The organism is Pseudomonas sp. S1_G07 (assembly GCF_054668565.1).
The window spans coordinates 970,611-992,452 of the sequence record NZ_CP162778.1 but is presented as its reverse complement, the minus strand read 5'-3'; the positions used below and the strand labels follow the sequence as shown (position 1 = coordinate 992,452).

Genomic DNA, 21,842 nt, shown 5'->3' with positions numbered 1-21,842 from the left:
TGTATTGCTAGGCGTGTTGCACAAAAGTGAGACGCACCGCAAAACCGATCAAAAGGCTGCCGAATAACCACTGCTGAATACGCTGTGCCGAGCGATTGCGCGCCAGCCACTGGCCCATACGCGCACCGGCCAGGGCATAGCCGCAGTCGAAGATAAAACCCACGCCCACCAGGATCATGCCCAGCAAGGCGAACTGCGCCGCCACCGAACCGGTTTGTGGGCTGATGAACTGTGGTAGCAATACCGAACAGAACAACAGCGCCTTGGGGTTGAGCAGGTTGGTCAGCAGGCCGCGTTGAAGGGCCGTGCGCCAGGCTCTTGTTGAAGGGGCGCCTTGTGCCGGATCAAGGTTGGGCAGCATCGTCGCGCGCAGGCACTGAACGCCCAGCCACAGCAGATAGGCCGCGCCCCCCAGGCGCACCACATCGAAGGTCCAAGGCGCCACCTTGAATAAGGTCGCCAGGCCCAGCCCCGCCACCGCCACATGGCATGCCCGGGCGATGCCCAAACCGATCGCGGTGGTCAGCGCCAAGGCCTTGCCCTGGCGCGCGCCGGTTTGCAGCAGCAGGATCATGTCCGGCCCCGGCAACAGATACGCCACCGACAGCGCCATCAAAAACAACCAGAGTTGCGTCATATCTCACCCCCATGATGTGTGGGCCCATTCTAGGTCCAGAGGGCAGGGCAGGTGCTTGCGTAATAACTCGGAAAATCGTCTATGGTTGGTACTTCCTGCCATTTTGTACGCTGCTGGCCGTTCACTTATGCCAAATCTGAAACTCGATGCGTTTGACCGAAAGATCCTTGAAGCCCTGCAACGGGATGGCCGTCTGAGCAATGTGCAACTGGCTGACGAAATCGGCCTGTCCGCGTCACCCTGCCTGCGCCGTGTTCGCCTGCTCGAAGACGCCGGGGTGATACGCGGCTACCAGGCGACCCTGGACCGCGATGAAGTGGGGCTGGGGATGATGGTGTTCGTGGGGGTGAAGGTGGAGCGGCATAACGACACCGAAGCGAATGCCTTTCGCAAGGCGGTGACCGCGTTGCCGGAAGTGATCTCGGCGTTCCTGGTGTCGGGAGAGTCGGATTTTCTGTTGCAGGTGGTGGTGCCGGATCTGCGCGGGTATGAGCGGTTTGTCACCGGCAGTTTGTTGAAGCTGCCGGGGGTAAGGGATATTCGCAGCAATTTTGCGATTCAGACGGTGAAAACCCCAGGGGCGTTGCCGCTGGGGCATCTACCAGAATAAATGTATAGGGCTATTGCGGGTTCATGCGGTCCAGCGAGCGGTCCACCATGACCTTGGCCATCTCGACCAGATGGCCGGCAGCCTGCCGGGAGTCGAGTAACTGCTCGGCGCAGTGCAGCAGGTCGGAGGCATAGGCCAGGGCATCCTCAATCAGCACTCAGCTGCGCACGAACGCCAACAGCGGAGCGTATTCATTGGCGTCGGCAGCGCGAAGCGCCTGGATGTAGCGTTGACGAACTTCGTTCGCGGTCACCAAGTTAGCGCGGCCCCAGGAGAAGGGAGCAAGACCACATTGCCTCAGCAGGCAGTCGGTCATGAGGCGAGCATGTCTACCGTTGCCATTTGGGAAGGCGTGTAGCCAAACAAGTCGATGATGAAAGCGCACGGCAACCTCTTCTGGCGGGAAGACGTTGTGCTCCAGCCAATAAGCCATGTTGTCGAGCAACTGACGCAAGTTGACGGCAATCTGCATCCAGTCACAACCAATATTCTTATCGGATTTGCGGAAAGTGCCGGCCCATTTCCAAGTGTCGTCGAACATTTTCACGTGGAGTTCACGGCAGAAATGATCGTTCAGCACATCCAGCTTTTTTTGCCGAGCCACCCAACGTGAGGCTTTGAGGATGTTTTGCGCCTCCCACTCATCCAATTCGCCTTGGGTGGCGATGTGTCTCGGTTTTAGGCCAGCGACTTCGTCGGGGTCGAGCGGGGTTTGGCCTGGTTTAAGTTCCAGTTCTATTGCCATAGACGTGTCCATGAACCGTCGAGCAGTTCTCTGCGGCGTTCATCAATCTGACGTTCGATGAAGGCATCAGAGGGGCGTTGATCTTCGAGGCTCATGGAATGTGTGACGCCTAGGATTTCTTGCTTGGCCATGAGTTCGGCGCGGTCTTGGATGACTTCATGCAGAGGCTTTTTGGGGACAAGGCCGTAGACGAGTTCACAGTCCAGTGCTGCCGCCAGTTTTCTCAGCTGTGCCAGCGATATTCGATCTTCAGCCTCGGAGCGCTCGGACTTGGTCAAGGTGACTGAAGAGACGCCCGCCATTTCGGCTTGGGCTTTTAATGAGCGACCTAACGATTCTCTGATAGACCGCAGCCAACCGCCTGGCGGTACGGGGGCGCCTTTAACGGCATTAAAAGGTTCAATAGCGCGCTCTACTTGAGAGAGGCGCAGCTTGTAGAGGGTGGATTTATTCATGATAAAAGACCTTTGTAAGCTTATAGGCTATCAATATAGGAATAAATATTAGCCTATAGGCGTACAAAAAATATAAAAAATAAGCCTATAAGCTAACAAAATACATGATTCTGTTTGCCGATAGGCTTACAAATGAATTCAGGTTGTTAACGTTTCAGGAAGCTTAGGTCCACCAGTACCGCACCAGGTGAAAGAAAATCGGCGCCGCAAAACACACCGAGTCCAGCCGATCCAGCATACCGCCGTGCCCTTCGATCATATGGCCCCAGTCTTTAACCCCCCGATCACGCTTGATCGCCGACATCACAATCCCACCGGCAAACCCCAGCAGGTTGATCAACAGCGCAATCAAAAACGACTGCCACGGGTTGAACGGCGTGGTCCACCACAGCGCCGCGCCGATCAGGGATGACAGCAAAATCCCGCCGACAAAGCCTTCCACGGTTTTCGACGGTGACAGGTTGGGTGCGATCTTGTGTTTGCCGAACAGCTTGCCGCACACGTACTGCAGCACGTCCGACAGCTGCACCACGATCACCAGGTAGGCGATCAGCAGCAGGTTGCGGCCTTCGTAGCCGGGGATGTCCAACGTTAACAAAGCCGGGACGAAGGACACGCAGAACACTGCGATCATCAGCCCCCATTGCACCTTCGAGGCGCGTTCCAGGAAGTGCGTGCTGTCGCCGCCCAGCGAGGCAAGGATGGGCAGCAGCAAAAACACATACACGGGGATAAAGATCGAGAACAACCCGTACCAATCGGAATAGATCAGCAGGTATTGCAGCGGTAGCGCCAGGTAGAACGCGGCCACCAGCGCCGGGTAGTCGCTGCGCCGGGTCGGGGTGAGGGTGAGGAATTCGCGCAGGGCGTAGAACGACACCGCGTAGAACAGCAGGATCACTGCACCGGTGCCGAGCCAGAAGGCGATGCCGATCACCACCACCATGACCCACCAGGCGTTGATGCGGGCGTTGAGGTTGTCGATCACCGCGTTCGGTGTGCCGCGGGTGCGCAGTTTGAGGATCAGGCCGATCAGCGAGGCGAGCACCAGGATCGCGCCGATCCCGCCGAACAACATCAGGGTTTGGCTATCCATGTCAGGAATGCTCCGGGGCGAGGGCGAGCAGGGCATCGCGGGTGCGCGCAAGGAACAGCGCCTTGTCTTCGCCATCTTCCAGTTGCAGCGGTGCGCCGAAGCTGGTGGTGCACAGCAGGGGCAACGGCAATACGCGGCCCTTGGGCATGACGCGATTCAGGTTGGCTATCCACACGGGGATCAGCTCGGCCTGTGGGTAACTTTTCGCCAAGTGATACAAGCCACTTTTGAACGGCAGCAAGCCGTCTTCAAGATTGCGCGTGCCTTCGGGGAAGATGATCAGCGAATCGCCACCTTCCAGGGCTGCCAGCATCGGTAGCAAGGGGTTATCCACAGGCTCCTTGCGCTCGCGGTCGATCAGCACGCCATTGAACACGCGGTTGATGATGTAGCGGCGCAATGCACTTTTGTTCCAGTAATCGCTGCCGGCCACCGGGCGCGTGAATTTGCGCAGGTTTTGCGGCAGCGAGGCCCACAGCAGCACGAAGTCGCCGTGGCTGCTGTGGTTGGCGAAGTAGATGCGTTGCACCGGTACTGGCGCGCAACCGAGCCACAGGCTGCGGGCGCCGGTGACGGTACGGGCCATGGAGGTAATCAGCGTGGCAACCACGGGTTCGAACATGGGGATTCCTTATCCGGCGAAAGGCAGCCAAGGGCTGGCGAGGATCACGCCCAGGGTCAGCAGCGCTTGCGCGCCCAGCAGCCAGGCTTGTTTGCGCAACAGTTTAAGGGCGCCGCGACGGCGCTCGCTCCAGGGCCGGCCTGCGCGCTTGGGCGATTGCAGGCCGAGGGTGTGCAGAGCCTGGTCGAGGTCTGCGGTGCGTTCGGTGTCACGGGCCAGCAGGGTGAACAGGTCGGCATCGAAAGCCACGCGCAGCGCCCAGTACTTTTGCAACAGTCCGAGGATAATCATCCACAGGCTGAGCAGCAGGCAGATCGGTGCGACACTTACCATCAACAGCTGAGCAAGGCCGAACAACACGCCGAGCAAGGTCAGGCCTGTGGATAACTGATCCAGAGAACGACCACGGCGCAGCAGGCTGGCGACCACTTGGAGTTCCATATCAGCGGGCATGGGCTAGACCCTCCAGTGCTTTGCGGTGAGCGGGGTGCAGGACCACATCGGTACGCGCTGTACGAATAATAGTCAGTGCATCCTCCACGGTCGCGGCGCGTCCGTTGTGCAAGAGCCAGGCGGCGACAGCGGTGGCGCTGCGCGAGTAGCCAAGGGCGCAACACACCAGCAACGGGCCGCTGGAGCGCAGACGTTCGATGGCTTCTGCGGCGCGCAGGCATTCGGTGGCGGTCGGTGTGGTCAGGTCCAGAACGGGAACGCATTGATAGGCGCGGCCCTGTGGATTAATCGGCAATTCGGCGCACAGGTCGACGATGGCCTTGAATGAACCCAACTCGCTCGTTGTGGGAACGCGCCCCAGCCACACGTTATCCACAATCTGATCCGCCTGGGGATGCTTGCGTGTCCATAGCCGCGAGTTGACCCATGCGGCCGCCAGATAAGGCGCGTACAGCCAGCGCGCGGCGGGGGTGAGCTGGCCATCGGCGCGCTTCTGAAAGCCCACCGCACCCACTGCGCAGTAATTTGCCGTGATCAACCCGAGGGAAACCGCCGGCCATAGCAGCCACAACCACCACCCGCCCAAGGTAAAGGCCGGGACGGCCAGTGCCAGCGTGCCCAGGCCATAGCGCATACCCAGCCGCCAGCGCTTGGGGTCCTGCGTCAGACGCGCATTCAGTAATGGGCTCGGATGTTCCACCGGCCACAACCATACGCACAGCCAACCGGCAAGGGCGCCTGTGGGTAAGTCAATAAAGTGATGTTGATAAGTGGTCAGCACCGAAACCCCGATCAGCGCGAACCAGCCATGCACCACCCAACGCCACACGCCCTGGGTATGCCGTTGGTACATGACCCATAGAATCACCAGCAATGCGATGTGCAGCGACGGCGCCTGGTTGAACGGCTTGTCGAAGCCTGCCAGCACCGCAAACAGCCAGCCGAATACACCATCCAGCGCTGGCCGCTCGAAGGTGAAACGCAGCGGCCAGATCAGGAAGCAGCTCACCGCAATCAACTGCGCACTCAGCAGGCGCAGCGCATGTTGCTTGAGTTCATGCCGCGTGCTGGGCAGCAGCAGGGAGAAACCGTAGAGCAGGTCGATGGACCAGTAGGGCACGATGGTCCAGGCCAGGAACGGCATATGGGTTTCCCAGCCGAACACCAGCGTACCCACGTCGACGCGCTGGCTGGTGACCCAGGTGGCAAAGCCGTAGGTGCCGAAAAACAGCGGCGCCAACAGCAGCAGCCACAGGACTGCCGGTTTCAATAAGCCGGGTTCGCGCATGCTCAGATCTTCTGTGCCAGGGACACGGTAAAGATGCCCCACTCATCCACACGCTGGGTGATCTTGCGGAACCCGGCGGCTTCCACCAGTTGGTCCATCTCTGCCTGGCTGCGTCGGCGCATCACCCAGGCCTGGCCTTGGCGATGGCTGGTGAGGGCGCGGGCGATCAGCTCCAGCTGCGGGTGCCAAGGCTGGCCGGTGTACACCAGGTAACCGCCGGGTTCGACGGCTTCGGCCAGGCCTGCCAACGAACCGCCGACCATGCCGTTATCGGCAAACAATTCATACAACCCGGACACCACCGCCAAGGTCGGCTTTGGCTCCAGCGCAGCCAGGTCCGCGCGATCAAACGCATCGCCTTTGACGAACTGGGCGACATCCCCCAGGCCTTTTTCGCGGATCAGCGCAGCGCCGTCGCGCACGTTGATATCACTGTAGTCGCGCAGCAGGATCGATTCCGGCAGCGGCGACACGCCCTGCAAGGCTTCGAGGATGTAACGCCCGTGGCCGGCGGCGATGTCGACGATACGCACTTCTCGATCATCCGCACGCAACTTGGCCATGGCCAGGCGCAGCAGTTCTTCGACGTTCAGCTTGCGCTGACGAATGCCGCGCCAGCCGATGGAGTTGAGGTAGTTGGTGTCGATCATCCGCCCCAGCCCGCCCTTGCCGGTGGGCGTGTTGCGGTACACGTAGTCGAGGGTACTGCCGGAGTCGAAACCGGTGTCGAAGCCCAGCTTTACACCGTCCGACAGGTTCTTGCCCAGGCCCATGCTGGCGCGGGTCATGCGCCAGTACAGATCGCGCAGGGAGTTGCGCGGCAGCGGCGCGGCGAGGGATTCGGACTCGGCGCAAGTGGCGCCCAGTTTGTCGGCGTCCAGCAGTGAGGCGCGATCCAGCGGGTGCGCGAAGTTCTGCAGGATAAAACGCCGGGCGCTGCTAACGGCCACGGCGCGGTCGCGTTCACCGAGGGTGTCATGGAAGAAACCAGGGAGGATGTGCAGTTCTTTTTTCAGGCTGCCGAGGCGGTCGAAGAATTGCTGCTGGGGTTTGCGGTGCACCACGAAGTCTGAGCCGGAGACGAGCAATTGGGTCGGTACCTGGATCGCCTGGGCATCGGCTACAACCCGATCGGCTGCTTCGTACAGGCCCAGCAGCACATTTACCGAAATCGCCTTGGTGATCAGCGGGTCGCTGTCGTAGGACGCCACGCGCTCCTGGTCATGGCTGAGGAACTTGGCCTTGACGTAGCTGTTGACGAAAAAGTTGCCGCGAAACCTGCGCATCAGCGCCAGGCCCGTGCGGGCGAACGGTACGTACAGCTTGACCTTGAACGCTGGCGACGCCAGCACCAACGCGCGGATTTTTGGCGCGTAATCGTGCACCCAGGTGGCCGCGATCACCGCGCCAACGCTTTGCGCGATCACCGCGAAGTTTTCTTCCTCGATGCCATAAGTCGCGCCGATATGGTCACAGAAGGTCTGCACGTCACGGGCGCTGGTGGCGAAGCTGGGGCTGTCGCCGCGTTCGCCGGGGGATTGGCCGTGGCCGCGCGCGTCCCAGGCGAAGAAGTCAAAGTGCGGCAGGTTCAGTTCATCGACCAGGTGGGCGATGCGCCCCGAATGCTCGTGGCCGCGATGGAACAGCACGATCGCCTGGCGTGGCTCGCCGTCCGCTGAGGCGGTGGCCGGCCAGTGCCGATAGAAAAGCTCGACGCCATCATGGGTACTGAAGGTGTGCTGTTGCTGTTCGCGCATCGCAAAATCCTTATGCAGAAGGGGTAATGGATTGTTCTTCTTTGAGACCCTGACGCACCCGGTTGACCAAGGTGTAAGCGAGCAGGGCGGCGACCAGCCACATCACCGTGTCGACCCAACCGGCACCGAGCCAGCCCAGCGCGACGCCGGTGGCCAGCACGCCGAGTACAAAAGCGCGATCGCTCTTGCCCATCGGCCCGTCGTAGCGCCGCGAAGCGCCGACCATGGGGCCGAGCACGCCGGCGTATTCGCTGAATACCGCGAGCAGCGCCACCAGCAGCACCGGCGCCTGGCTCACGCCAGGGATCAGTGCAAACGGCAGGATCAGCGCGCTGTCGGCGATCACGTCGCACAGTTCATTAAGGTAGGCGCCCAAGCGCGACTGCTGGCCGAATTCCCGGGCGAGCATGCCATCGATGGCGTTGAGGGCCATGCGCACAATCATCCACAGCGGGATCAGCGCAAACAGCCACAAGTGCTGGGCGAAGCTGGCAATCAGCAGGCCGACCAGCAGCGAAACCACACCGGCCAGTACCGTGATCTGGTTGGCGGTGGTGCCGTTGTCGTAGAGACGCTGCACGAGAGGGCGCAGCAGGTTTTGAAAACGCGGTTTGAGCTGATAGATCGAAATCATGAGGGTGACGCTTCCTTGTCCGTGAGCCCGCGAAAAACTGCTCTGGAGTGTGCCGATTAACCTCGGGTTGCACCAGTGATGGCGCGTGTTTATGGGGGGTTAGTCACGATCTGGAGAGCACTGAGGGGCAAATGTGGGATCTGCTTGCCTGCGATGACGGTTGATCAGCCAGCACATGCAGGGATCGGTGGCCTGCTTAAAGACGGTGTTTAACGAACAAAAATTTCACGCCGCGTGTTATATCGTAACGAATTGTGTGTAAGTGGGCGTGTTGGGATGCGTGTGGATCTAGCAGATGAGGCCGCTTCGGTGGAAGGCCTTCCGCGTTTTCAGCAGGGGCTATTCCATGCCCGCCGGCTGCGCCAGGCCGGTATCAGCCTGACGGTGCTGGGCGTCGGCGCTTGGGTGTTGGCGCTGTTTGTCGCCCTGTTTGCGCCGCTGTCGATCTGGCCGGTGGTGTTGATCAACTGCGCATCGGCGTTGCTGGTGCTGGTGGCCGGTTTGCAATCGGCGTGGTGGGTAGCCGATTGGCGTGCCCAGGCGTTGGAGTTGGAAGAGCCGGCATTGGAATTGATTGCGCCGCCGGCTGAAGACACCGGTTGGTATGCGCGCCTGCTCGGGCGATTGGGCAGCGGCTTGCTGGCGCAGATCGGCATACCGGTGTTGTGGCTCTCGGGCTGGTCGCTGCTGGCGCTGCTCAGCATTATCGAATTCTGGAACCTGGGGTTGCCGGCTGCGGCTTTAGGCCAATCCGCCAGTATCGGCGCGGCGTTGGCGTTGGCGCTGGCCTTTGGTTTGCTGGTGTTCGAGCGGCGCCTGGCCCAGGGAACCGCCGCGCAATGGCCGGAAGCTTCGCAACTGGCGCAATTGAGCCGGGTAGCGATTGCTTGCCTGGTGGTCAGTGCCATTTGCCTGCTGTTCGCCGGTGCCGAATCGGTGTGGCCGTTGCGCCTGGCGGTGCTGATCGGCCTGTTGCCGGCGTTGGTCGCCGTGGAGTTTTTACTCCGCGCCGTGCTGTCGCTGTTCAGTCCCCGCCAACCCCGTCTTGAACCGCGCCTGATGGCCCAGAGTTTCATCGCCGGCTTGCTGCGCTGGCCGCCCCAACCCTTGCTGGCGTTGCAGCACGAATTGCATAACCGTTTCGGCATCGACCTGCGCCAGATCTGGGCGTTTACCTACATGCGCCGCGCCTTTGTGCCGGTGCTGCTGGTGGTGCTGGCCGTGGGATGGGCGCTGACCGGCGTGCATGAAGTGCCTCTGCAAGGTCGTGGGATTTATGAGCGCTTCGGCAAACCGGTGCAGGTGTTCGGCCCGGGGCTGCATGCCGGGTTGCCGTGGCCGCTGGGTCGCGTGATAAGCGTGGAAAACGGCGTGGTGCATGAACTGGCCACCAGCATCAGTGAAGCCGCCGCGCCTGAGCTGGCCCCCGCCGAAGGCCCGCCGCCCGCCATCGCCAACCGCCTGTGGGACGCCAGCCACGTGAATGACAAATCCCAGGTGATCGCCAGCAGCAGTGGCGACAAGCAGGGCTTCCAGATCGTCAATATGGATGTGCGCTTCGTCTACCGCATCGGCCTGACCGACCAGGCCGCGCTGGCCGCCACCTATCACAGTGCGGATGTGCCGACCCTGATTCGCAGCACCGCCAGTCGTATCCTGGTGCACGACTTTGCCTCGCGCACCCTCGACGAGTTGCTCGGCGAACAGCGCACCCGTCTCGCAGATGAAATCGGCCGCGCCGTGCAGGCCGATCTGCAAAAACTCGACAGCGGCGTGGAAATCCTCGCCACCGTGGTAGAGGCCATCCACCCGCCCGCCGGTGCCGCCAATGCCTACCACGGCGTGCAAGCCGCGCAGATCGGCGCCCAGGCCCTGATCTCCCGCGAACGCGGCGCCGCCAGCGAGCACACCAACCAGGCCTTGCTGCAAGCCAGCACCGCCCGCGACCATGCCTTGGCCACCGCACGGGAAGTGAATGCCGGTGCCCAAGCGGCGAGCCTGCGCTTTGCGGCCGAACAAAAGGCCTACGCCAGCGCGGGCCAAGCCTTCGTGCTGGAACAGTACCTCGGCCAACTCAGCCAGGGCCTGGCCCACGCCAAACTGCTGATTCTGGATCATCGCCTGGGTGCCGATGGCGCACCGACGATCGATCTGCGTTCTTTTACCTTGCCGGCCGATCCTTCGGTGCCGCGTAAAGCCGTTCAATAAGGAGTCTGTCTGTTGAGCGCTCATTCTCACGATCACGGTCATCACCACCATCACCATCACGGTGATGAACACGCCGCAGGCCCCTTCCCTTGGCGGCGCATGGCCTGGGCGGTATTGCTGGTGCTGTTTGCAGTGGCGGCGGCCAGCCTGGTGCAGGTGCGTTCCGGTGAAGCCACGGTGATTACGCGGTTCGGCAACCCGTCGCGGGTATTGCTGGAGCCTGGCCTGGGCTGGCGCTGGCCGGCCCCGTTCGAAGCGGCGATCCCGGTGGACCTGCGTCTGCGCACCACCTCCAGCGGTTTGCAGGATGTGGGCACCCGTGATGGCCTGCGCATCATCGTGCAAGCCTATGTGGCGTGGCAGGTGCAGGGCGATGCCGATAATGTGCAGCGCTTTATGCGCGCGGTGCAGAACCAGCCGGACGAAGCGGCGCGGCAGATTCGCACGTTTGTCGGCTCGGCGCTGGAAACCACGGCGGCCAGCTTTGACCTGTCCAGCCTGGTCAACACCGACGCCAGCCAGGTGCGCATCGCCGATTTCGAAGCGCAGCTGCGCCAGCAGATTGATCAACAATTGCTCACCACCTACGGGGTGCGCGTGGCTCAAGTGGGTATCGAGCGCCTGACACTGCCGTCGGTGACCCTCACCGCCACCGTCGATCGCATGCGGGCCGAGCGTGAAACCATCGCCACCGAGCGCACGGCCGTGGGCAAGCGCGAGGCGGCGCAGATCCGTTCCGCCGCCGAGCGTGATGCGCGCATCGTGCAGGCCGACGCCACGGTGAAAGCCGCCGATATCGAAGCGCAATCGCGGGTCGAAGCGGCGCAGATTTACGGGCGGGCCTACGCCGGTAATCCGCAGCTGTACAACCTGCTGCGCTCGTTGGATACGTTGGGCACGGTGGTGACGCCGGGCACCAGGATCATCCTGCGTACCGATGCGGCGCCGTTCCGCGCGCTGGTGGATGGGCCGAAGGACGTCCAGCCATGACCGAGCGTGACAGCCCGGACAGCCCGTGGATCCAGGCCGGGCGCCTGACGTTCCTGGCGCTGTACGCGGTGACGGTGTTGGCGGCATTGGCTTGGGCGTTTTCCAATGTGCGCCAGATCGACCCGCAAAACCGGGCGGTGGTGCTGCACTTCGGCGCCCTTGATCGTATTCAGAATGCCGGGCTGTTAGTGGCCTGGCCGCAACCGTTCGAGCAGGTGGTGCTGTTGCCCGCGGCCGACCGGGTGATCGAGCGCCGGGTGGAGAACCTGTTGCGTTCGGATGCGGCCATCCAGGCCGACCGCGTGGCCAGTTTCGCCACGCCGCTGAGCGATGCGCTGGCCGGTTCCGGTTACCTGCTGACGGGAGACGCCGGGGTGGTGCAGCTGGATGTGCGGGTGTTCTACAAGGTCACCGAACCGTATGCCTTTGTGTTGCAGGGCGAGCATGTACTGCCGGCCCTGGATCGCCTGGTCACCCGCAGCACCGTGGCCCTTGCCGCGGCGCGCGACCTGGACACGATCCTGGTGGCGCGCCCCGAGCTGATCGGCACCGACAACGGCGCCGCCGAGCGCCGTGAGCGGTTGCGCGGTGACCTGGTGCAAGGCATCAATAAACGCCTGGCGCAGCTGAGCTCCAACGGCGTGGGCCTGGGCATCGAAGTCACCCGCGTGGATGTGCAATCGAGCCTGCCGAGCCCGGCGGTGAATGCGTTCAACGCCGTGCTCACCGCCAGCCAACAGGCTGACAAAGCCGTGGCCAACGCCCGCACCGACGCGGAAAAACTCACCCAGACCGCCAGCCAACAGGCCGATCGCCTGGTGCAGGTGGCCCACGCCCAGGCCAGTGAACGCCTGGCCAATGCCCAGGCGCAAACCGCCACGGTGGCCAGCCTGGCCCAGGTGAAGGACCCAGGCTTGCTGTTGCGCCTGTACCGCGAGCGCCTGCCGAAGATCCTCGGCCAGGCCGGCTCCGTGACCACGGTCGATCCTAAAGACGACTCCCGCTTGATCCTCCAGGGAGCCGAACAATGAGCGCACCCATGCTGACCTCCGCCGAGCAGCGCAGCGCCGCTCGGCAATTGACCCTGGCCATGCTGGCGCTCGGCCTGCTCGTGCTGGGCCTGGTGTGGCGCTGGCGGGCACCGGATCAGAGCGGTGTCAGCCAGTTGCTGCTCGGCGTAGCCTCGCTGCTGGTGGCCGTACCGGTGATGCGCTCGGCCTGGTACAGCCTGCGTTTCCCCAGCCTGCATGGCATCACTGACCAACTGATCGCCCTGGCCATGCTCGGTGCCTGGGCCACCGGTGATTTACTGACCGCCGCGCTGCTGCCGATCATCATGATCTTTGGCCATGTACTGGAAGAACGCAGCGTGATCGGTTCCCAGGAAGCGATCCACGCCCTGGGCAAACTGACCCGCAGCCATGCGCGGTTGGTGCAGGCCGATGGCAGCATTGTCGAGGTGGACAACGGCACATTGAACACGGGCGATATCGTCGAAGTGCGCGCCGGTGACCGGGTGCCGGCGGATGGCGTGGTGTTGTCGGGCCAGGCGAGCCTGGATACGGCGCCGATTACCGGTGAATCGGTGCCGTTGGAAGCCAGCGCTGGCGTGCAGGTGTTTGGCGGGGCGATCAACCTCGACGGCCTGTTGCGTCTTGAGGTGACCCGCACGGGCAACGAATCGACCCTGGGCAAAGTGATCGCGCTGATGCAGAACGCCGAGCGCTCCAAACCACCGATCACGCGGCTGCTGGAGCGCTATGCCGGCAGCTACATGGTGCTGGTGCTGTTGCTGGCGGCGGTCACCTGGTTTGTCACCAACGATGCGCAGGCGATGCTCGCCGTGCTGGTAGCGGCGTGCCCGTGTGCGCTGGTGCTGTCGGCACCGGCCACGGCGATTGCCGGGATCGCCGTGGCGGCGCGCCATGGGATTCTGATTCGCAGCTCGGCGTTCCTCGAAGAACTGGCGGACTTGACCTCGCTGGTGGTCGACAAGACCGGCACCCTGACCTTTGGCACCTTGCGCCTGCAGTCCATCGAAACCGCCTTTACCGATCGCCAGGCGCTGCTGAACCTGGCGGCCAGCCTTGGCTCGACCAGCAGCCACCCGGTCAGTCGCGCGTTGGCCGGGTTGGCGACTCAGGAACAAATGCTGGTGTTGACCGACATCCGCGAACGCCAGGGCCTGGGCGTGGTAGCGCAGACCGACCAGGGCGAAGCTGCACTGGGGCGGCCGGAATTGTTCGCGCAACTGGGGATTGCTACCCGCACCGTCCCCACCCATGACGGCCCGATAGCCGGGCTGGCGCTGAACGGGCACTTCCTCGCCTGGCTGCTGCTGGCCGACAGCGTCAAACCGGAGGCCCGCCAAGCCCTGCAAGAACTGCGCGAGCTGGGCCTGGGCCGCCAGTTGTTGCTGACCGGCGACCGTCAAAGCGTGGCCGATAGCCTGGCCCTGGACGTGGGGATCAGCGATGTCGCCGCCCAGGCCTTGCCCGAGGACAAGCTCAACCGCGTGCTCGGGGAAATCAGCAGCGGTTTCCGGCCGATGGTGGTGGGCGATGGGATCAACGACTCCCTGGCGCTCAAGGCCGGCGTGGTCGGCGTGGCCATGGGCGCGGGCGGCGCGGATATCGCCTTGGCCTCGGCGGACGTGGTGTTGATTGGCAGCGACCTGCGCCGCTTGGGCACCTGTGTGCGCTTGAGTCGCCAGTGCCGGCAGACCTTGCAGGTCAATGTGATCATTGGCCTGGGCTGGACGCTGGCGATTGTGGTGTTCGCGGCGTTTGGCTGGTTGGGCGCGGCAGGTGCCATGATTGCGGCGGTGTTGCACAACGTCAGCACCTTGCTGGTGCTGGGTAACGCCGGGCGTTTACTGCGCTTCCAGGAGCCGCTGTTGAAGCTCGACGAATAATGTTCAGAAATATTTGCCGAGGGCTGTAACGCCGGCGGGGGGCCTCACTCTAGTGGTGTGTCGAGACTGAACACTCCGTTCAGACCGACGCCACTACCGATCATGAGGACTACGACAATGAAGATTAAATCCGCCGCTGCTGGTGCCGCCCTCGCAATGGCCGCCGCTACGATGTTTGCCGGTGTTGCCACCCAGGTACAAGCTGCAGACGCCCAAGTGCACTGCTACGGCGTGACCTCCTGCAAAGGCATGAACGACTGCAAGACCGCCGAAAATGCCTGCAAAGGCCAGGCGGTCTGCAAGGGCCACGGCTTCAAGGCCATGACCAAGGCTGCCTGCGACGCGGCTGGCGGCAAAGTCGGCGAATAACGGCAACGCGTGTACCCGCAGCGGTGCCCCCGCTGCGGGCACTTGCCCAGGAGTGAGTCATGTCCGCTTCCCTTCCAAGCCTGGGTTACGGGCTGGGTCTACGCAGCGAGTACTACCAGCAGATCCTTGAACAATCGCCGGCCGTGGATTGGTTCGAAGTGATCTCCGAGAACTATCTGGTGCAGGGCGGTAAAGCCCTGTACTTCCTGGACGCGATAGCCGAGCGCTATCCCCTGGTAATGCACGGGGTGTCCCTGTCCATCGGTGGGCCGCATGCCCTCGATATGAACTACCTGAAACAGATTCAACAGCTCGCTGCGCGTATCCAGCCGGCATGGATTTCCGATCACCTGTGCTGGAGCCGTGGCAGCGCGCACCAATTGCATGACCTGCTGCCGCTGCCGTACACCGAAGAGAGCCTCTACTACGTGGCGAGCCGCGTTCTTCAGGTGCAGGACATGTTGCAGCGCCCGCTGGTGCTGGAAAACGTTTCCAGCTATGTGCGCGCCAAGGCGGATGAATTTACCGAGTGGGAATTTCTCAATGCCTTGGCCCACCTCACCGGCTGCCAGTTGTTGCTGGACGTGAACAATGTGTATGTCAGCTCGCGCAACCATGGCTTCGATGCCTGGACCTTTATTCACAACCTGCCGCCGGCAAGCATCCGCCAACTGCACTTGGCGGGGCATATGGACTACGGCGACTACGTGGTCGATACCCATGACCATCCGGTGTGTGATCCGGTGTGGGCCTTGTATCAACAGACTCTGGAGCACGTGGGGGCGGTTTCGACGCTGTTGGAGCGCGATGATCATTTTCCACCGTTCGAAGAGCTGCTCGCCGAATTGGACAAAGCCCGTGAACTGGGCGCCAGTGCTTTGGGCAGGAGGGCACTATGCGCCTGATCGACTGGCAATTGGCTTTTGAACAGCACCTGTTAGCCGATACGCCTGACGCCGACAGTGGGCTTGCCGCCACCTTGCTGGGCGGACCGACGCTGGATGTGGACACGGGCCTGGCGATTTACCACAACGCCTACCGGGCAAGGTTGCAGGAAGTGCTGCGCCATGACTTCGCTGCCATCCTGTATTGGCTGGGGGATGAGGAGTTTGCGGCACTGGCCGACGCCTATGTGCGCTGCTATCCGTCGGCTCATTACAGCCTGCGCTGGCTGGGCGAACGGTTTGCGGCGTTTATCGTTGAACACCTGACGGCGGAACAAAGCGCGCCGCTGGCGGAGCTGGCGCGGTTGGAGTGGGCCTTTACCCTGGCGTTCGACGCGCCGCAGGGGCAGCCGTTGGGCCTGGATGAGATGGCGCTGTTGCCGCCCGAGGATTGGCCGTGCTTGCAGGTCGAGCTGACACCTGTGGTGCAGACGTTATTGTGCCGCTTCAACACGCTGGCGATCTGGCGTGCGAGCAAGCAATCGTCAGCGTTTCCCGATAGCCACGCCTTGGATGTTGCGCAGATTTGCCTGGTATGGCGTCAGCAGCATGTGTGCCACTACCGTAGCCTGGAAGCCGCCGAGGCCTGCGCCCTGGCCGGCATGGCGACGACCGGTTGGACCTTTGCAGAACTGTGCGAACAACTGGCAGTCACTTATGCTGAGGGTGCCCCGCTGCAGGCTGTTACGTGGCTGAAACAGTGGGTCCAGGAGGGCTTGCTCCAGCGCCGAGGCCCATAGAAGCGGGCTATTAATCGATAGCCTCCTACTTTGTCTTGGATGGTCTACCCTCACAGCAGACGTCTGAAACAAGGGGGGACTACTCATGCTCGCGCAACTTCCACCGGCCTTACAGAATCTTCAGCTACCGCTGCGTCTTCGACTCTGGGACGGCCATGAATTCAACTTGGGCCCCGAGCCCAGTGTGACCATCGTGGTGAAGGACCCCACGGTCGTCTCGCAACTGACCCATCCCACGCTCGATACACTGGGCGAAGCCTTCGTCGAGGGCAAACTGGAGCTGGAAGGCTCCATCACCGAAGTGATCCGGGTATGTGATGAGTTGAGTCATGCCCTGGTCGAGGACGACGAGGGCAGTCGTCCGGTGCGTTCGATCCACGACAAGGCCACTGACGCAGCGGCGATTTCCTACCACTACGACCTGTCCAACGAGTTCTACCAGCTGTGGCTGGACCAGGACATGGCGTACTCCTGCGGTTATTTCGAAACCGGCAGCGAATCGATCGACCAGGCCCAACAAGACAAATTTCGCCACCTGTGCCGCAAGTTGCGTTTGCAGCCGGGGGACTATTTGCTCGACGTCGGCTGTGGTTGGGGCGGGCTGGCGCGTTACGCGGCGCGGGAATTCGGGGCGAAGGTATTTGGCATCACCCTGAGTAAAGAGCAGTTGGCGCTGGCCCGCGAACGGGTGAAAGCCGAAGGCCTGGAAGACCAGGTTGACCTGCAACTGCTCGACTACCGCGACCTGCCCCAGGACGGCCGCTTCGACAAAGTGGTGAGCGTGGGCATGTTCGAACACGTCGGCCACGCCAACCTGGCGCAATACTGCCAGACGCTGTTTGGCGCGGTGCGCGAAGGCGGCCTGGTGATGAACCATGGCATTACCGCCAGACATACCGACGGTCGCCCGGTGGGCCGTGGCGCCGGCGAGTTTATCGAGCGCTACGTGTTCCCCAACGGCGAGCTGCCGCACCTGGCGATGATGACCGCCGAGATCAGCGAAGTAGGGCTGGAAGTGGTCGATGTGGAAAGCCTGCGCCTGCATTACGCGCGCACCTTGGACCATTGGAGCGAACGCCTGGAAGACAACCTGGAAGCGGCGGCGAAGCAAGTGCCGGAGCAGGTACTGCGTATTTGGCGGCTTTACCTGGCCGGCTGCGCGTATGCGTTTGCGCGGGGCTGGATCAACCTGCATCAGATCCTGGCGGTCAAGCCCCATGCCGATGGCAGCCATGAACTGCCGTGGACGCGGGAGGATATTTACCGCTGAACTGATGTTTGAAGACAGTTGGAGATCCAAATATGGGAGGGAGCAAAAGCCCCCTCCCATATTGTTAAAGAATCGGTGAGATCAAGCGTGCCACCCTCATGCCCAATTGTCGTAGGCGACGGGTCTCGCGGCTTTCTTCCTGGCTGACTTCATGGGCCAGGGCGAAGTCGTCCAGCAGCATATGCTCGACCTCCTTGGCAAAGGCTTCATCGACGGTCAGCAGCATCACCTCGAAATTCAGCCTGAATGAACGGTTGTCCATGTTCGCACTGCCAATGGCGCTGATTTCATCGTCCACCAACACCACTTTCTGATGCAGGAACCCCGGCGTGTAGCGGAACACCCGCACCCCGGCGCGCACGGCTTCGATCGCGTAGAGGCTGGAGGCGGCATACACAATGCGGTGGTCGGGCCGCGACGGCAGCAGCAGGCGCACGTCGACCCCGCGCAGCACCGCCAGGCGCAAGGCGGCGAACACCGCTTCATCGGGGATGAAATACGGGCTGGTGATCCACACGCGTTCAGTCGCCGCGTGAATGGCCTCGACGAAAAACAGCGAGCAGGTTTCATAAGGGTCGGCCGGGCCGCTGGCGAGCAACTGGCAGAGCACACCATCTTCGGGGTAAGCGTCCGGCAGGATCAGCGGCGGCAGTTCGCGCGCGGCCCAGAACCAGTCTTCGGCAAACGACTCCTGCAGGCACGCCACCACCGGGCCCGTGACCTGTACGTGCGTATCGCGCCATGGCGCCAGCGGTGGTTTTTTGCCCAGGTATTCGTCTCCCACATTGTGCCCGCCGACAAACCCGGTGATGCCGTCCACCACCACGATCTTGCGGTGGTTGCGGAAGTTGACCTGGAAGCGGTTCAGCCAACCGCTGCGGGTGGCGAAGGCCTTGACCTTGACCCCGGCGTCACGCAGCGATTGCACATAGCGATGGGGCAGGGCGTGGCTGCCGATGCGGTCGTAAAGCACGTGAACAGCCACGCCTTCGGCGGCTTTTTGCTTGAGCAGGGCATGCAACTGGCGGCCGAGTTCATCGTCATGAATGATGAAGAACTGGAACAGCACGGCGGTATTGGCGCTGCGGATGGCATCGAAGATCGCGCTGAAGGTGGCTTCGCCATTGACCAGCAGGCGCACTTGGTTGTTGGCCAGGCATGGCATGCGGCCCAACTTGGGCATCGCACGCAGTGAGGCGTAGGCGCTGGAGTTGCGGGCGGCCAGGGCCTCCTCGACCCAGGGGCGCCAGTTCAGCTCGGTGATGGCGGTGTGCATTTCCTGGTTGGCCTGGCGACGGGCCTGGATATACGCATCGAACGTACTGCGGCCGAAGATCAGGTAGGGAATCAGCGTGAGGTAGGGCATGAACATCAGCGACAAGGCCCAGGCGATCGAGCCTTGGGCGGTTCTGACGGTCAGCACCGCATGGATCGCGGCGAGGGTCCCGAGAAAGTGCAGCGTGGCGATGAAGTAGGCGAGCAGGTGCGGGCCAAAGAAATCCATGGACGACATTACTCCAGGCGATCCAGTGCTTAACAGACCATGTCTGGCGGTGAATGTCGCTATTTTATTTGCCGTGCAACACTGGCACTTTTGCGGCGTCTAACGCCCACAATTACCCAGGAGTTACCCAATGAATGCTCGTCTGCTAGGTTTGGCCATGGTGGTTGGTTTGGCGTTGCCCGTGGCGGCGCAGGCGCAGATGCTGGCGCCGGGCTTGTGGGAGCTGACCACCAGCAATATGAAAGTCGATAACCAGGACCTGCCGGATCTGTCGCTGATCCTCGGTCAGCTCAAGCAACAGATGACCCCCGAACAGCGCGCCATGCTCGAAAAACAGGGCATCACCATGGCCGGTAAAGGCGTGCAGGTGTGCCTCACACCCGCTCAGGTTGCCTCGGATTCAATCCCCCTGACCGACCCGCAGTCGGGTTGCAGGCAGGAGGTGACCGACAAGACCGGCAACCAGTGGAAATTCCGCTTCAGTTGCCCGAAAGCCCAGGGCACTGGCGTGGCGACCTTCCAGAGCCAGAAGGCATTCACCACCACCGTCAACGGTACTTTCAACGCCACCGGTATCCAGCAGAAGGGCAGCCTGGACACCCATGCCCAGTGGCTGGGCAACGAGTGCGGTACGGTCAAGCCCCGCGCCTGACGTTCAAAAAGCAACGGTGCACCCTGGTAGCTATCGACCACCTGGCCTTCGTTGACCAGGGTGTTACGGACCAGCAGGCGACTGATGGCTCAGAACTCGTTTTGCAGGGCTTTGTAGCCGCGCACCAGGTCAACGTTGGTACGCGCCACGTCTTCGGAAAACTCCGAGGCGCTGACGCTCACCGGCGGGTATTGCGACAAGTCGGTGTTGGGCCCGATTCGGGTGGTGGAGGGCACGTAGAACGCGTCGGGCAAGTCGCGCCCGTCGACCACCGAGTTGTGGCGAACCACACAGCCGTTGCCCACGACGCAGTTGAACAGCACGCTGTTGAAGCCGATGAAGACGCGGTCGCCGACCGTGCAGGGACCATGCACGATGGAGCGGTGGGCGATGGAGGTGAACTCGCCGATGGTGACGGCCGCGCCGGATTTGGAGTGGATAACCACGCCGTCCTGGATATTGGAGTTGGCGCCGATGGTGATCGGGTCCATGGCGCCGCTGGCATCGATTTCGTCGGCACGGATGACGGCGTAGGGGCCGACGAAGACGTTCTCGCCGATGATGACCTTGCCGCAAATAATGGCGGTCTTGTCGACGTAGGCCGATTCGGCAATTACCGGCAGATCGCCGGAAGGGTTCTTGCGGATCATGCTGGAGTTTCCTTGAGAGGCGCGCTGATGACGCGAACGTGGTCGCCGTCGATGGCGTTGTAGAAACAGGTCGGCCGCCCGGTGTGGCAGGCCGGGCCTCGCTGGTCGACGGTCAGCAGCACCGCATCGCCGTCGCAATCCAACCGCGCCTCGACCAACTGTTGCCAGTGGCCGGAGGTTTCGCCTTTGCGCCACAGCTGCCGCCGCGAGCGCGACCAGTAACAGACATGCCCGCTGGCCAGGGTTTCGCTGAGGGCCTGGCGGTTCATCCAGGCCAGCATCAGCACTTCACCGCTGCCGTGTTGCTGGGCGATGGCCGCGATCAGGCCATCGCTGTTCCAAGGCAGGGCGTTCAGCACGGCATCGAGTGGAAAGCGGCTGCCAATGGCAGCCCCTTCCAGGTCGAGCATGCTCAGGCTCATGGCTTGCTCAGAGCGGCGCACAGGGTGTTGAGGTTGTATTCGAACAGCCCGGTAAACGTGCTGGCCGGGCCTTCGGCAGCGAGGGCGTCGGAGTACAACGTGCCACCGATCTGTGCGCCGCTTTCGTCAGCGATCTGCTTGAGCAGGCGCGAGTCCTTGATATTTTCCATGAACACGGCCTTGACCTTGTCTTTGCGGATCTGGGTGATCAGCGCAGCGACTTCGGCAGCCGATGGCTCACGTTCGGTGGACAAACCCTGCGGCGCCAGGAACTGAATGCCATAGGCCTGGCCCAGGTAACCGAAGGCGTCATGGGAGGTCACGATGCGGCGATTACCCGGTGGCAGGGCGCCAAACTTGGCCTTGGCTTCGGCCAGCAGGCGGTAGATTTCTTTCAGGTAGGTTTGGCTGTTGCGCTGGTAGTCGGCTTTGTTGGCCGGGTCGGCCGCTACCAACGCCTTGGTGATGTTGTTCACATAGATTTCGGCGTTTGCCAGGTTGTGCCAGGCGTGCGGATCGGGAATGGTTTCGCCGTCTTCCTCCATGGTATGGGAGATCACGCCTTTACTGGCGGTCACCACCGTGGCCTTGGTTTCGGTGCTGGCCACCAGGCGATCCAGCCAAGGCTCGAAGCCGAGTCCGTTCTTGATAATGAGCTTGGCCTTGAGCAGCGCCTTGGCGTCGTCCGGCGTGGGCTCGTAGGTATGGGCGTCGGCGTCCGGGCCGACCATGTTGCTGATCTGGATGTGATCGCCACCGATCTGGTGGGTGATGTCATCGAGAATACTGAAGCTGGTCACCACCTGGAGTTTGTCGGCGGCCTGGGCCATCGACAACGGTAGCAACAGGCTGAACAGCACGAGTAGAGCGCGCATCGATAAA

24 protein-coding genes are annotated in these 21,842 nt (G+C 62.2%); 10 read left to right on the top strand and 14 right to left on the bottom strand.

Going from position 1 to position 21,842, the window contains the following annotated elements; genetic code table 11:
- Positions 1-7: 7 nt before the first annotated feature.
- The gene (locus AB4O05_RS04655) at positions 8-637 is read right to left on the bottom strand and encodes a LysE family translocator (RefSeq protein ID WP_460132646.1); all 630 of its coding nucleotides are present in this window, start codon (positions 635-637) and stop codon (positions 8-10) included.
- A gap of 136 nt (positions 638-773) precedes the next feature.
- On the opposite strand from AB4O05_RS04655, the gene AB4O05_RS04650 reads away from it, so the two are divergent.
- Entirely contained in the window at positions 774-1,247 is a 474-nt protein-coding gene (locus AB4O05_RS04650; RefSeq protein ID WP_460137671.1) for an Lrp/AsnC family transcriptional regulator, read from the top strand.
- Between the two features lie 10 nt (positions 1,248-1,257).
- Here AB4O05_RS04650 and AB4O05_RS04645 read toward each other — a convergent pair whose 3' ends face one another.
- The 9 genes from AB4O05_RS04645 to AB4O05_RS04605 all read right to left on the bottom strand — a co-directional run bounded on the left by AB4O05_RS04645 (position 1,258) and on the right by AB4O05_RS04605 (position 8,297).
- A complete protein-coding gene (locus AB4O05_RS04645; protein ID WP_460132648.1) occupies positions 1,258-1,404 on the bottom strand; it encodes a hypothetical protein in 147 nt (48 codons plus the stop codon).
- The gene (locus AB4O05_RS04640) at positions 1,405-1,992 is read right to left on the bottom strand and encodes a mobile mystery protein B (protein ID WP_460132650.1); all 588 of its coding nucleotides are present in this window, start codon (positions 1,990-1,992) and stop codon (positions 1,405-1,407) included. It lies immediately after the preceding gene.
- Positions 1,983-2,447, bottom strand: a complete 465-nt coding sequence (locus tag AB4O05_RS04635) for a helix-turn-helix domain-containing protein (protein ID WP_460132652.1) — start codon at positions 2,445-2,447, stop codon at positions 1,983-1,985. Before AB4O05_RS04635 ends, AB4O05_RS04640 begins: the two co-directional genes overlap by 10 nt.
- Before the next feature lie 163 nt (positions 2,448-2,610).
- Positions 2,611-3,543, bottom strand: coding sequence for a phosphatidate cytidylyltransferase (locus AB4O05_RS04630; protein WP_017528659.1), 933 nt, complete (start codon positions 3,541-3,543; stop codon positions 2,611-2,613).
- A gap of 1 nt (position 3,544) precedes the next feature.
- Complete coding sequence (locus AB4O05_RS04625) at positions 3,545-4,165, bottom strand: lysophospholipid acyltransferase family protein (RefSeq protein ID WP_460132654.1); 621 nt, start codon at positions 4,163-4,165, stop codon at positions 3,545-3,547.
- 9 nt (positions 4,166-4,174) lie between these two features.
- Positions 4,175-4,618 carry a hypothetical protein gene (locus AB4O05_RS04620; RefSeq protein WP_460132655.1) on the bottom strand — a complete coding sequence of 148 codons (444 nt, stop codon included), beginning with the start codon at positions 4,616-4,618 and terminating at the stop codon, positions 4,175-4,177.
- Positions 4,608-5,906 carry a phosphatase PAP2/dual specificity phosphatase family protein gene (locus tag AB4O05_RS04615; protein ID WP_460132657.1) on the bottom strand — a complete coding sequence of 433 codons (1,299 nt, stop codon included), beginning with the start codon at positions 5,904-5,906 and terminating at the stop codon, positions 4,608-4,610. The genes AB4O05_RS04620 and AB4O05_RS04615 overlap by 11 nt, the downstream gene beginning before the upstream one ends.
- A 2-nt stretch (positions 5,907-5,908) precedes the next feature.
- The gene (locus AB4O05_RS04610; RefSeq protein WP_460132659.1) at positions 5,909-7,663 is read right to left on the bottom strand and encodes a bifunctional alpha/beta hydrolase/class I SAM-dependent methyltransferase; all 1,755 of its coding nucleotides are present in this window, start codon (positions 7,661-7,663) and stop codon (positions 5,909-5,911) included.
- A gap of 10 nt (positions 7,664-7,673) precedes the next feature.
- The gene (locus AB4O05_RS04605) at positions 7,674-8,297 is read right to left on the bottom strand and encodes a CDP-alcohol phosphatidyltransferase family protein (protein WP_460132660.1); all 624 of its coding nucleotides are present in this window, start codon (positions 8,295-8,297) and stop codon (positions 7,674-7,676) included.
- 276 nt (positions 8,298-8,573) lie between these two features.
- Between AB4O05_RS04605 and hflK (AB4O05_RS04600) the strand changes: the two genes are divergently transcribed.
- The 8 genes from hflK (AB4O05_RS04600) (at position 8,574) to cfaB (ending at position 17,732) form a co-directional block, all read left to right on the top strand.
- Positions 8,574-10,505, top strand: a complete 1,932-nt coding sequence (gene hflK / locus AB4O05_RS04600; RefSeq protein WP_460132661.1) for a protease modulator HflK — start codon at positions 8,574-8,576, stop codon at positions 10,503-10,505.
- A gap of 9 nt (positions 10,506-10,514) precedes the next feature.
- Positions 10,515-11,495, top strand: a complete 981-nt coding sequence (gene hflC / locus AB4O05_RS04595) for a protease modulator HflC (RefSeq protein ID WP_460137673.1) — start codon at positions 10,515-10,517, stop codon at positions 11,493-11,495.
- Entirely contained in the window at positions 11,492-12,526 is a 1,035-nt protein-coding gene (gene hflK, locus AB4O05_RS04590; RefSeq protein WP_460132663.1) for a protease modulator HflK, read from the top strand. The genes hflC and hflK (AB4O05_RS04590) overlap by 4 nt, the downstream gene beginning before the upstream one ends.
- Positions 12,523-14,409 (top strand): cation-translocating P-type ATPase, encoded by a 1,887-nt coding sequence (locus AB4O05_RS04585; protein ID WP_460132685.1) that lies wholly within the window; start codon positions 12,523-12,525, stop codon positions 14,407-14,409. Before hflK (AB4O05_RS04590) ends, AB4O05_RS04585 begins: the two co-directional genes overlap by 4 nt.
- 117 nt (positions 14,410-14,526) lie before the next feature.
- A complete protein-coding gene (gene bufA2 / locus AB4O05_RS04580; protein WP_027608195.1) occupies positions 14,527-14,778 on the top strand; it encodes a BufA2 family periplasmic bufferin-type metallophore in 252 nt (83 codons plus the stop codon).
- Between the two features lie 59 nt (positions 14,779-14,837).
- Positions 14,838-15,683, top strand: a complete 846-nt coding sequence (gene bufB / locus AB4O05_RS04575; RefSeq protein ID WP_460132688.1) for an MNIO family bufferin maturase — start codon at positions 14,838-14,840, stop codon at positions 15,681-15,683.
- Complete coding sequence (locus tag AB4O05_RS04570) at positions 15,674-16,462, top strand: HvfC/BufC family peptide modification chaperone (protein ID WP_460132689.1); 789 nt, start codon at positions 15,674-15,676, stop codon at positions 16,460-16,462. Before bufB ends, AB4O05_RS04570 begins: the two co-directional genes overlap by 10 nt.
- Before the next feature lie 85 nt (positions 16,463-16,547).
- Entirely contained in the window at positions 16,548-17,732 is a 1,185-nt protein-coding gene (gene cfaB / locus AB4O05_RS04565) for a C17 cyclopropane fatty acid synthase CfaB (protein WP_460132690.1), read from the top strand.
- A gap of 64 nt (positions 17,733-17,796) precedes the next feature.
- On the opposite strand, the gene cls is transcribed toward cfaB, so the two are convergent.
- On the bottom strand, positions 17,797-19,236 hold the full coding sequence (cls, locus tag AB4O05_RS04560) for a cardiolipin synthase (protein ID WP_460132692.1): 1,440 nt from the start codon (positions 19,234-19,236) through the stop codon (positions 17,797-17,799).
- 130 nt (positions 19,237-19,366) lie between these two features.
- Between cls and AB4O05_RS04555 the strand changes: the two genes are divergently transcribed.
- Entirely contained in the window at positions 19,367-19,888 is a 522-nt protein-coding gene (locus AB4O05_RS04555; protein ID WP_460132694.1) for a DUF3617 domain-containing protein, read from the top strand.
- An 89-nt stretch (positions 19,889-19,977) separates the two neighbouring features.
- On the opposite strand, the gene AB4O05_RS04550 is transcribed toward AB4O05_RS04555, so the two are convergent.
- From AB4O05_RS04550 to AB4O05_RS04540, 3 genes are read right to left on the bottom strand one after another with little or no spacing between them, the layout of a single operon-like run.
- On the bottom strand, positions 19,978-20,538 hold the full coding sequence (locus AB4O05_RS04550; protein WP_460132695.1) for a gamma carbonic anhydrase family protein: 561 nt from the start codon (positions 20,536-20,538) through the stop codon (positions 19,978-19,980).
- Entirely contained in the window at positions 20,535-20,960 is a 426-nt protein-coding gene (hisI, locus tag AB4O05_RS04545) for a phosphoribosyl-AMP cyclohydrolase (RefSeq protein ID WP_460132697.1), read from the bottom strand. The genes AB4O05_RS04550 and hisI overlap by 4 nt, the downstream gene beginning before the upstream one ends.
- On the bottom strand, positions 20,957-21,835 hold the full coding sequence (locus AB4O05_RS04540) for a metal ABC transporter substrate-binding protein (RefSeq protein WP_460132698.1): 879 nt from the start codon (positions 21,833-21,835) through the stop codon (positions 20,957-20,959). Before AB4O05_RS04540 ends, hisI begins: the two co-directional genes overlap by 4 nt.
- Between the last annotated feature and the right edge of the window lie 7 nt (positions 21,836-21,842).

Excerpts from the sequence above, each read along its gene's own strand:
- cls (WP_460132692.1), bottom strand. The coding sequence starts at position 19,236 with ATGGATTTCTTTGGCCCGCACCTGCTCGCCTACTTCATCGCCACGCTG.
- AB4O05_RS04555 (WP_460132694.1), top strand. The coding sequence starts at position 19,367 with ATGAATGCTCGTCTGCTAGGTTTGGCCATGGTGGTTGGTTTGGCGTTG.
- AB4O05_RS04630 (WP_017528659.1), bottom strand. The coding sequence starts at position 3,543 with ATGGATAGCCAAACCCTGATGTTGTTCGGCGGGATCGGCGCGATCCTG.
- AB4O05_RS04570 (WP_460132689.1), top strand. The coding sequence starts at position 15,674 with ATGCGCCTGATCGACTGGCAATTGGCTTTTGAACAGCACCTGTTAGCC.
- AB4O05_RS04540 (WP_460132698.1), bottom strand. The coding sequence starts at position 21,835 with ATGCGCGCTCTACTCGTGCTGTTCAGCCTGTTGCTACCGTTGTCGATG.
- hisI (WP_460132697.1), bottom strand. The coding sequence starts at position 20,960 with ATGAGCCTGAGCATGCTCGACCTGGAAGGGGCTGCCATTGGCAGCCGC.
- AB4O05_RS04640 (WP_460132650.1), bottom strand. The coding sequence starts at position 1,992 with ATGGCAATAGAACTGGAACTTAAACCAGGCCAAACCCCGCTCGACCCC.
- hflK (WP_460132663.1), top strand. The coding sequence starts at position 11,492 with ATGACCGAGCGTGACAGCCCGGACAGCCCGTGGATCCAGGCCGGGCGC.
- bufA2 (WP_027608195.1), top strand. The coding sequence starts at position 14,527 with ATGAAGATTAAATCCGCCGCTGCTGGTGCCGCCCTCGCAATGGCCGCC.
- AB4O05_RS04605 (WP_460132660.1), bottom strand. The coding sequence starts at position 8,297 with ATGATTTCGATCTATCAGCTCAAACCGCGTTTTCAAAACCTGCTGCGC.
- AB4O05_RS04585 (WP_460132685.1), top strand. The coding sequence starts at position 12,523 with ATGAGCGCACCCATGCTGACCTCCGCCGAGCAGCGCAGCGCCGCTCGG.
- hflK (WP_460132661.1), top strand. The coding sequence starts at position 8,574 with ATGCGTGTGGATCTAGCAGATGAGGCCGCTTCGGTGGAAGGCCTTCCG.
- AB4O05_RS04550 (WP_460132695.1), bottom strand. The coding sequence starts at position 20,538 with ATGATCCGCAAGAACCCTTCCGGCGATCTGCCGGTAATTGCCGAATCG.
- cfaB (WP_460132690.1), top strand. The coding sequence starts at position 16,548 with ATGCTCGCGCAACTTCCACCGGCCTTACAGAATCTTCAGCTACCGCTG.
- AB4O05_RS04635 (WP_460132652.1), bottom strand. The coding sequence starts at position 2,447 with ATGAATAAATCCACCCTCTACAAGCTGCGCCTCTCTCAAGTAGAGCGC.
- AB4O05_RS04620 (WP_460132655.1), bottom strand. The coding sequence starts at position 4,618 with ATGCCCGCTGATATGGAACTCCAAGTGGTCGCCAGCCTGCTGCGCCGT.
- bufB (WP_460132688.1), top strand. The coding sequence starts at position 14,838 with ATGTCCGCTTCCCTTCCAAGCCTGGGTTACGGGCTGGGTCTACGCAGC.
- AB4O05_RS04625 (WP_460132654.1), bottom strand. The coding sequence starts at position 4,165 with ATGTTCGAACCCGTGGTTGCCACGCTGATTACCTCCATGGCCCGTACC.
- AB4O05_RS04655 (WP_460132646.1), bottom strand. The coding sequence starts at position 637 with ATGACGCAACTCTGGTTGTTTTTGATGGCGCTGTCGGTGGCGTATCTG.
- AB4O05_RS04615 (WP_460132657.1), bottom strand. The coding sequence starts at position 5,906 with ATGCGCGAACCCGGCTTATTGAAACCGGCAGTCCTGTGGCTGCTGCTG.
- AB4O05_RS04610 (WP_460132659.1), bottom strand. The coding sequence starts at position 7,663 with ATGCGCGAACAGCAACAGCACACCTTCAGTACCCATGATGGCGTCGAG.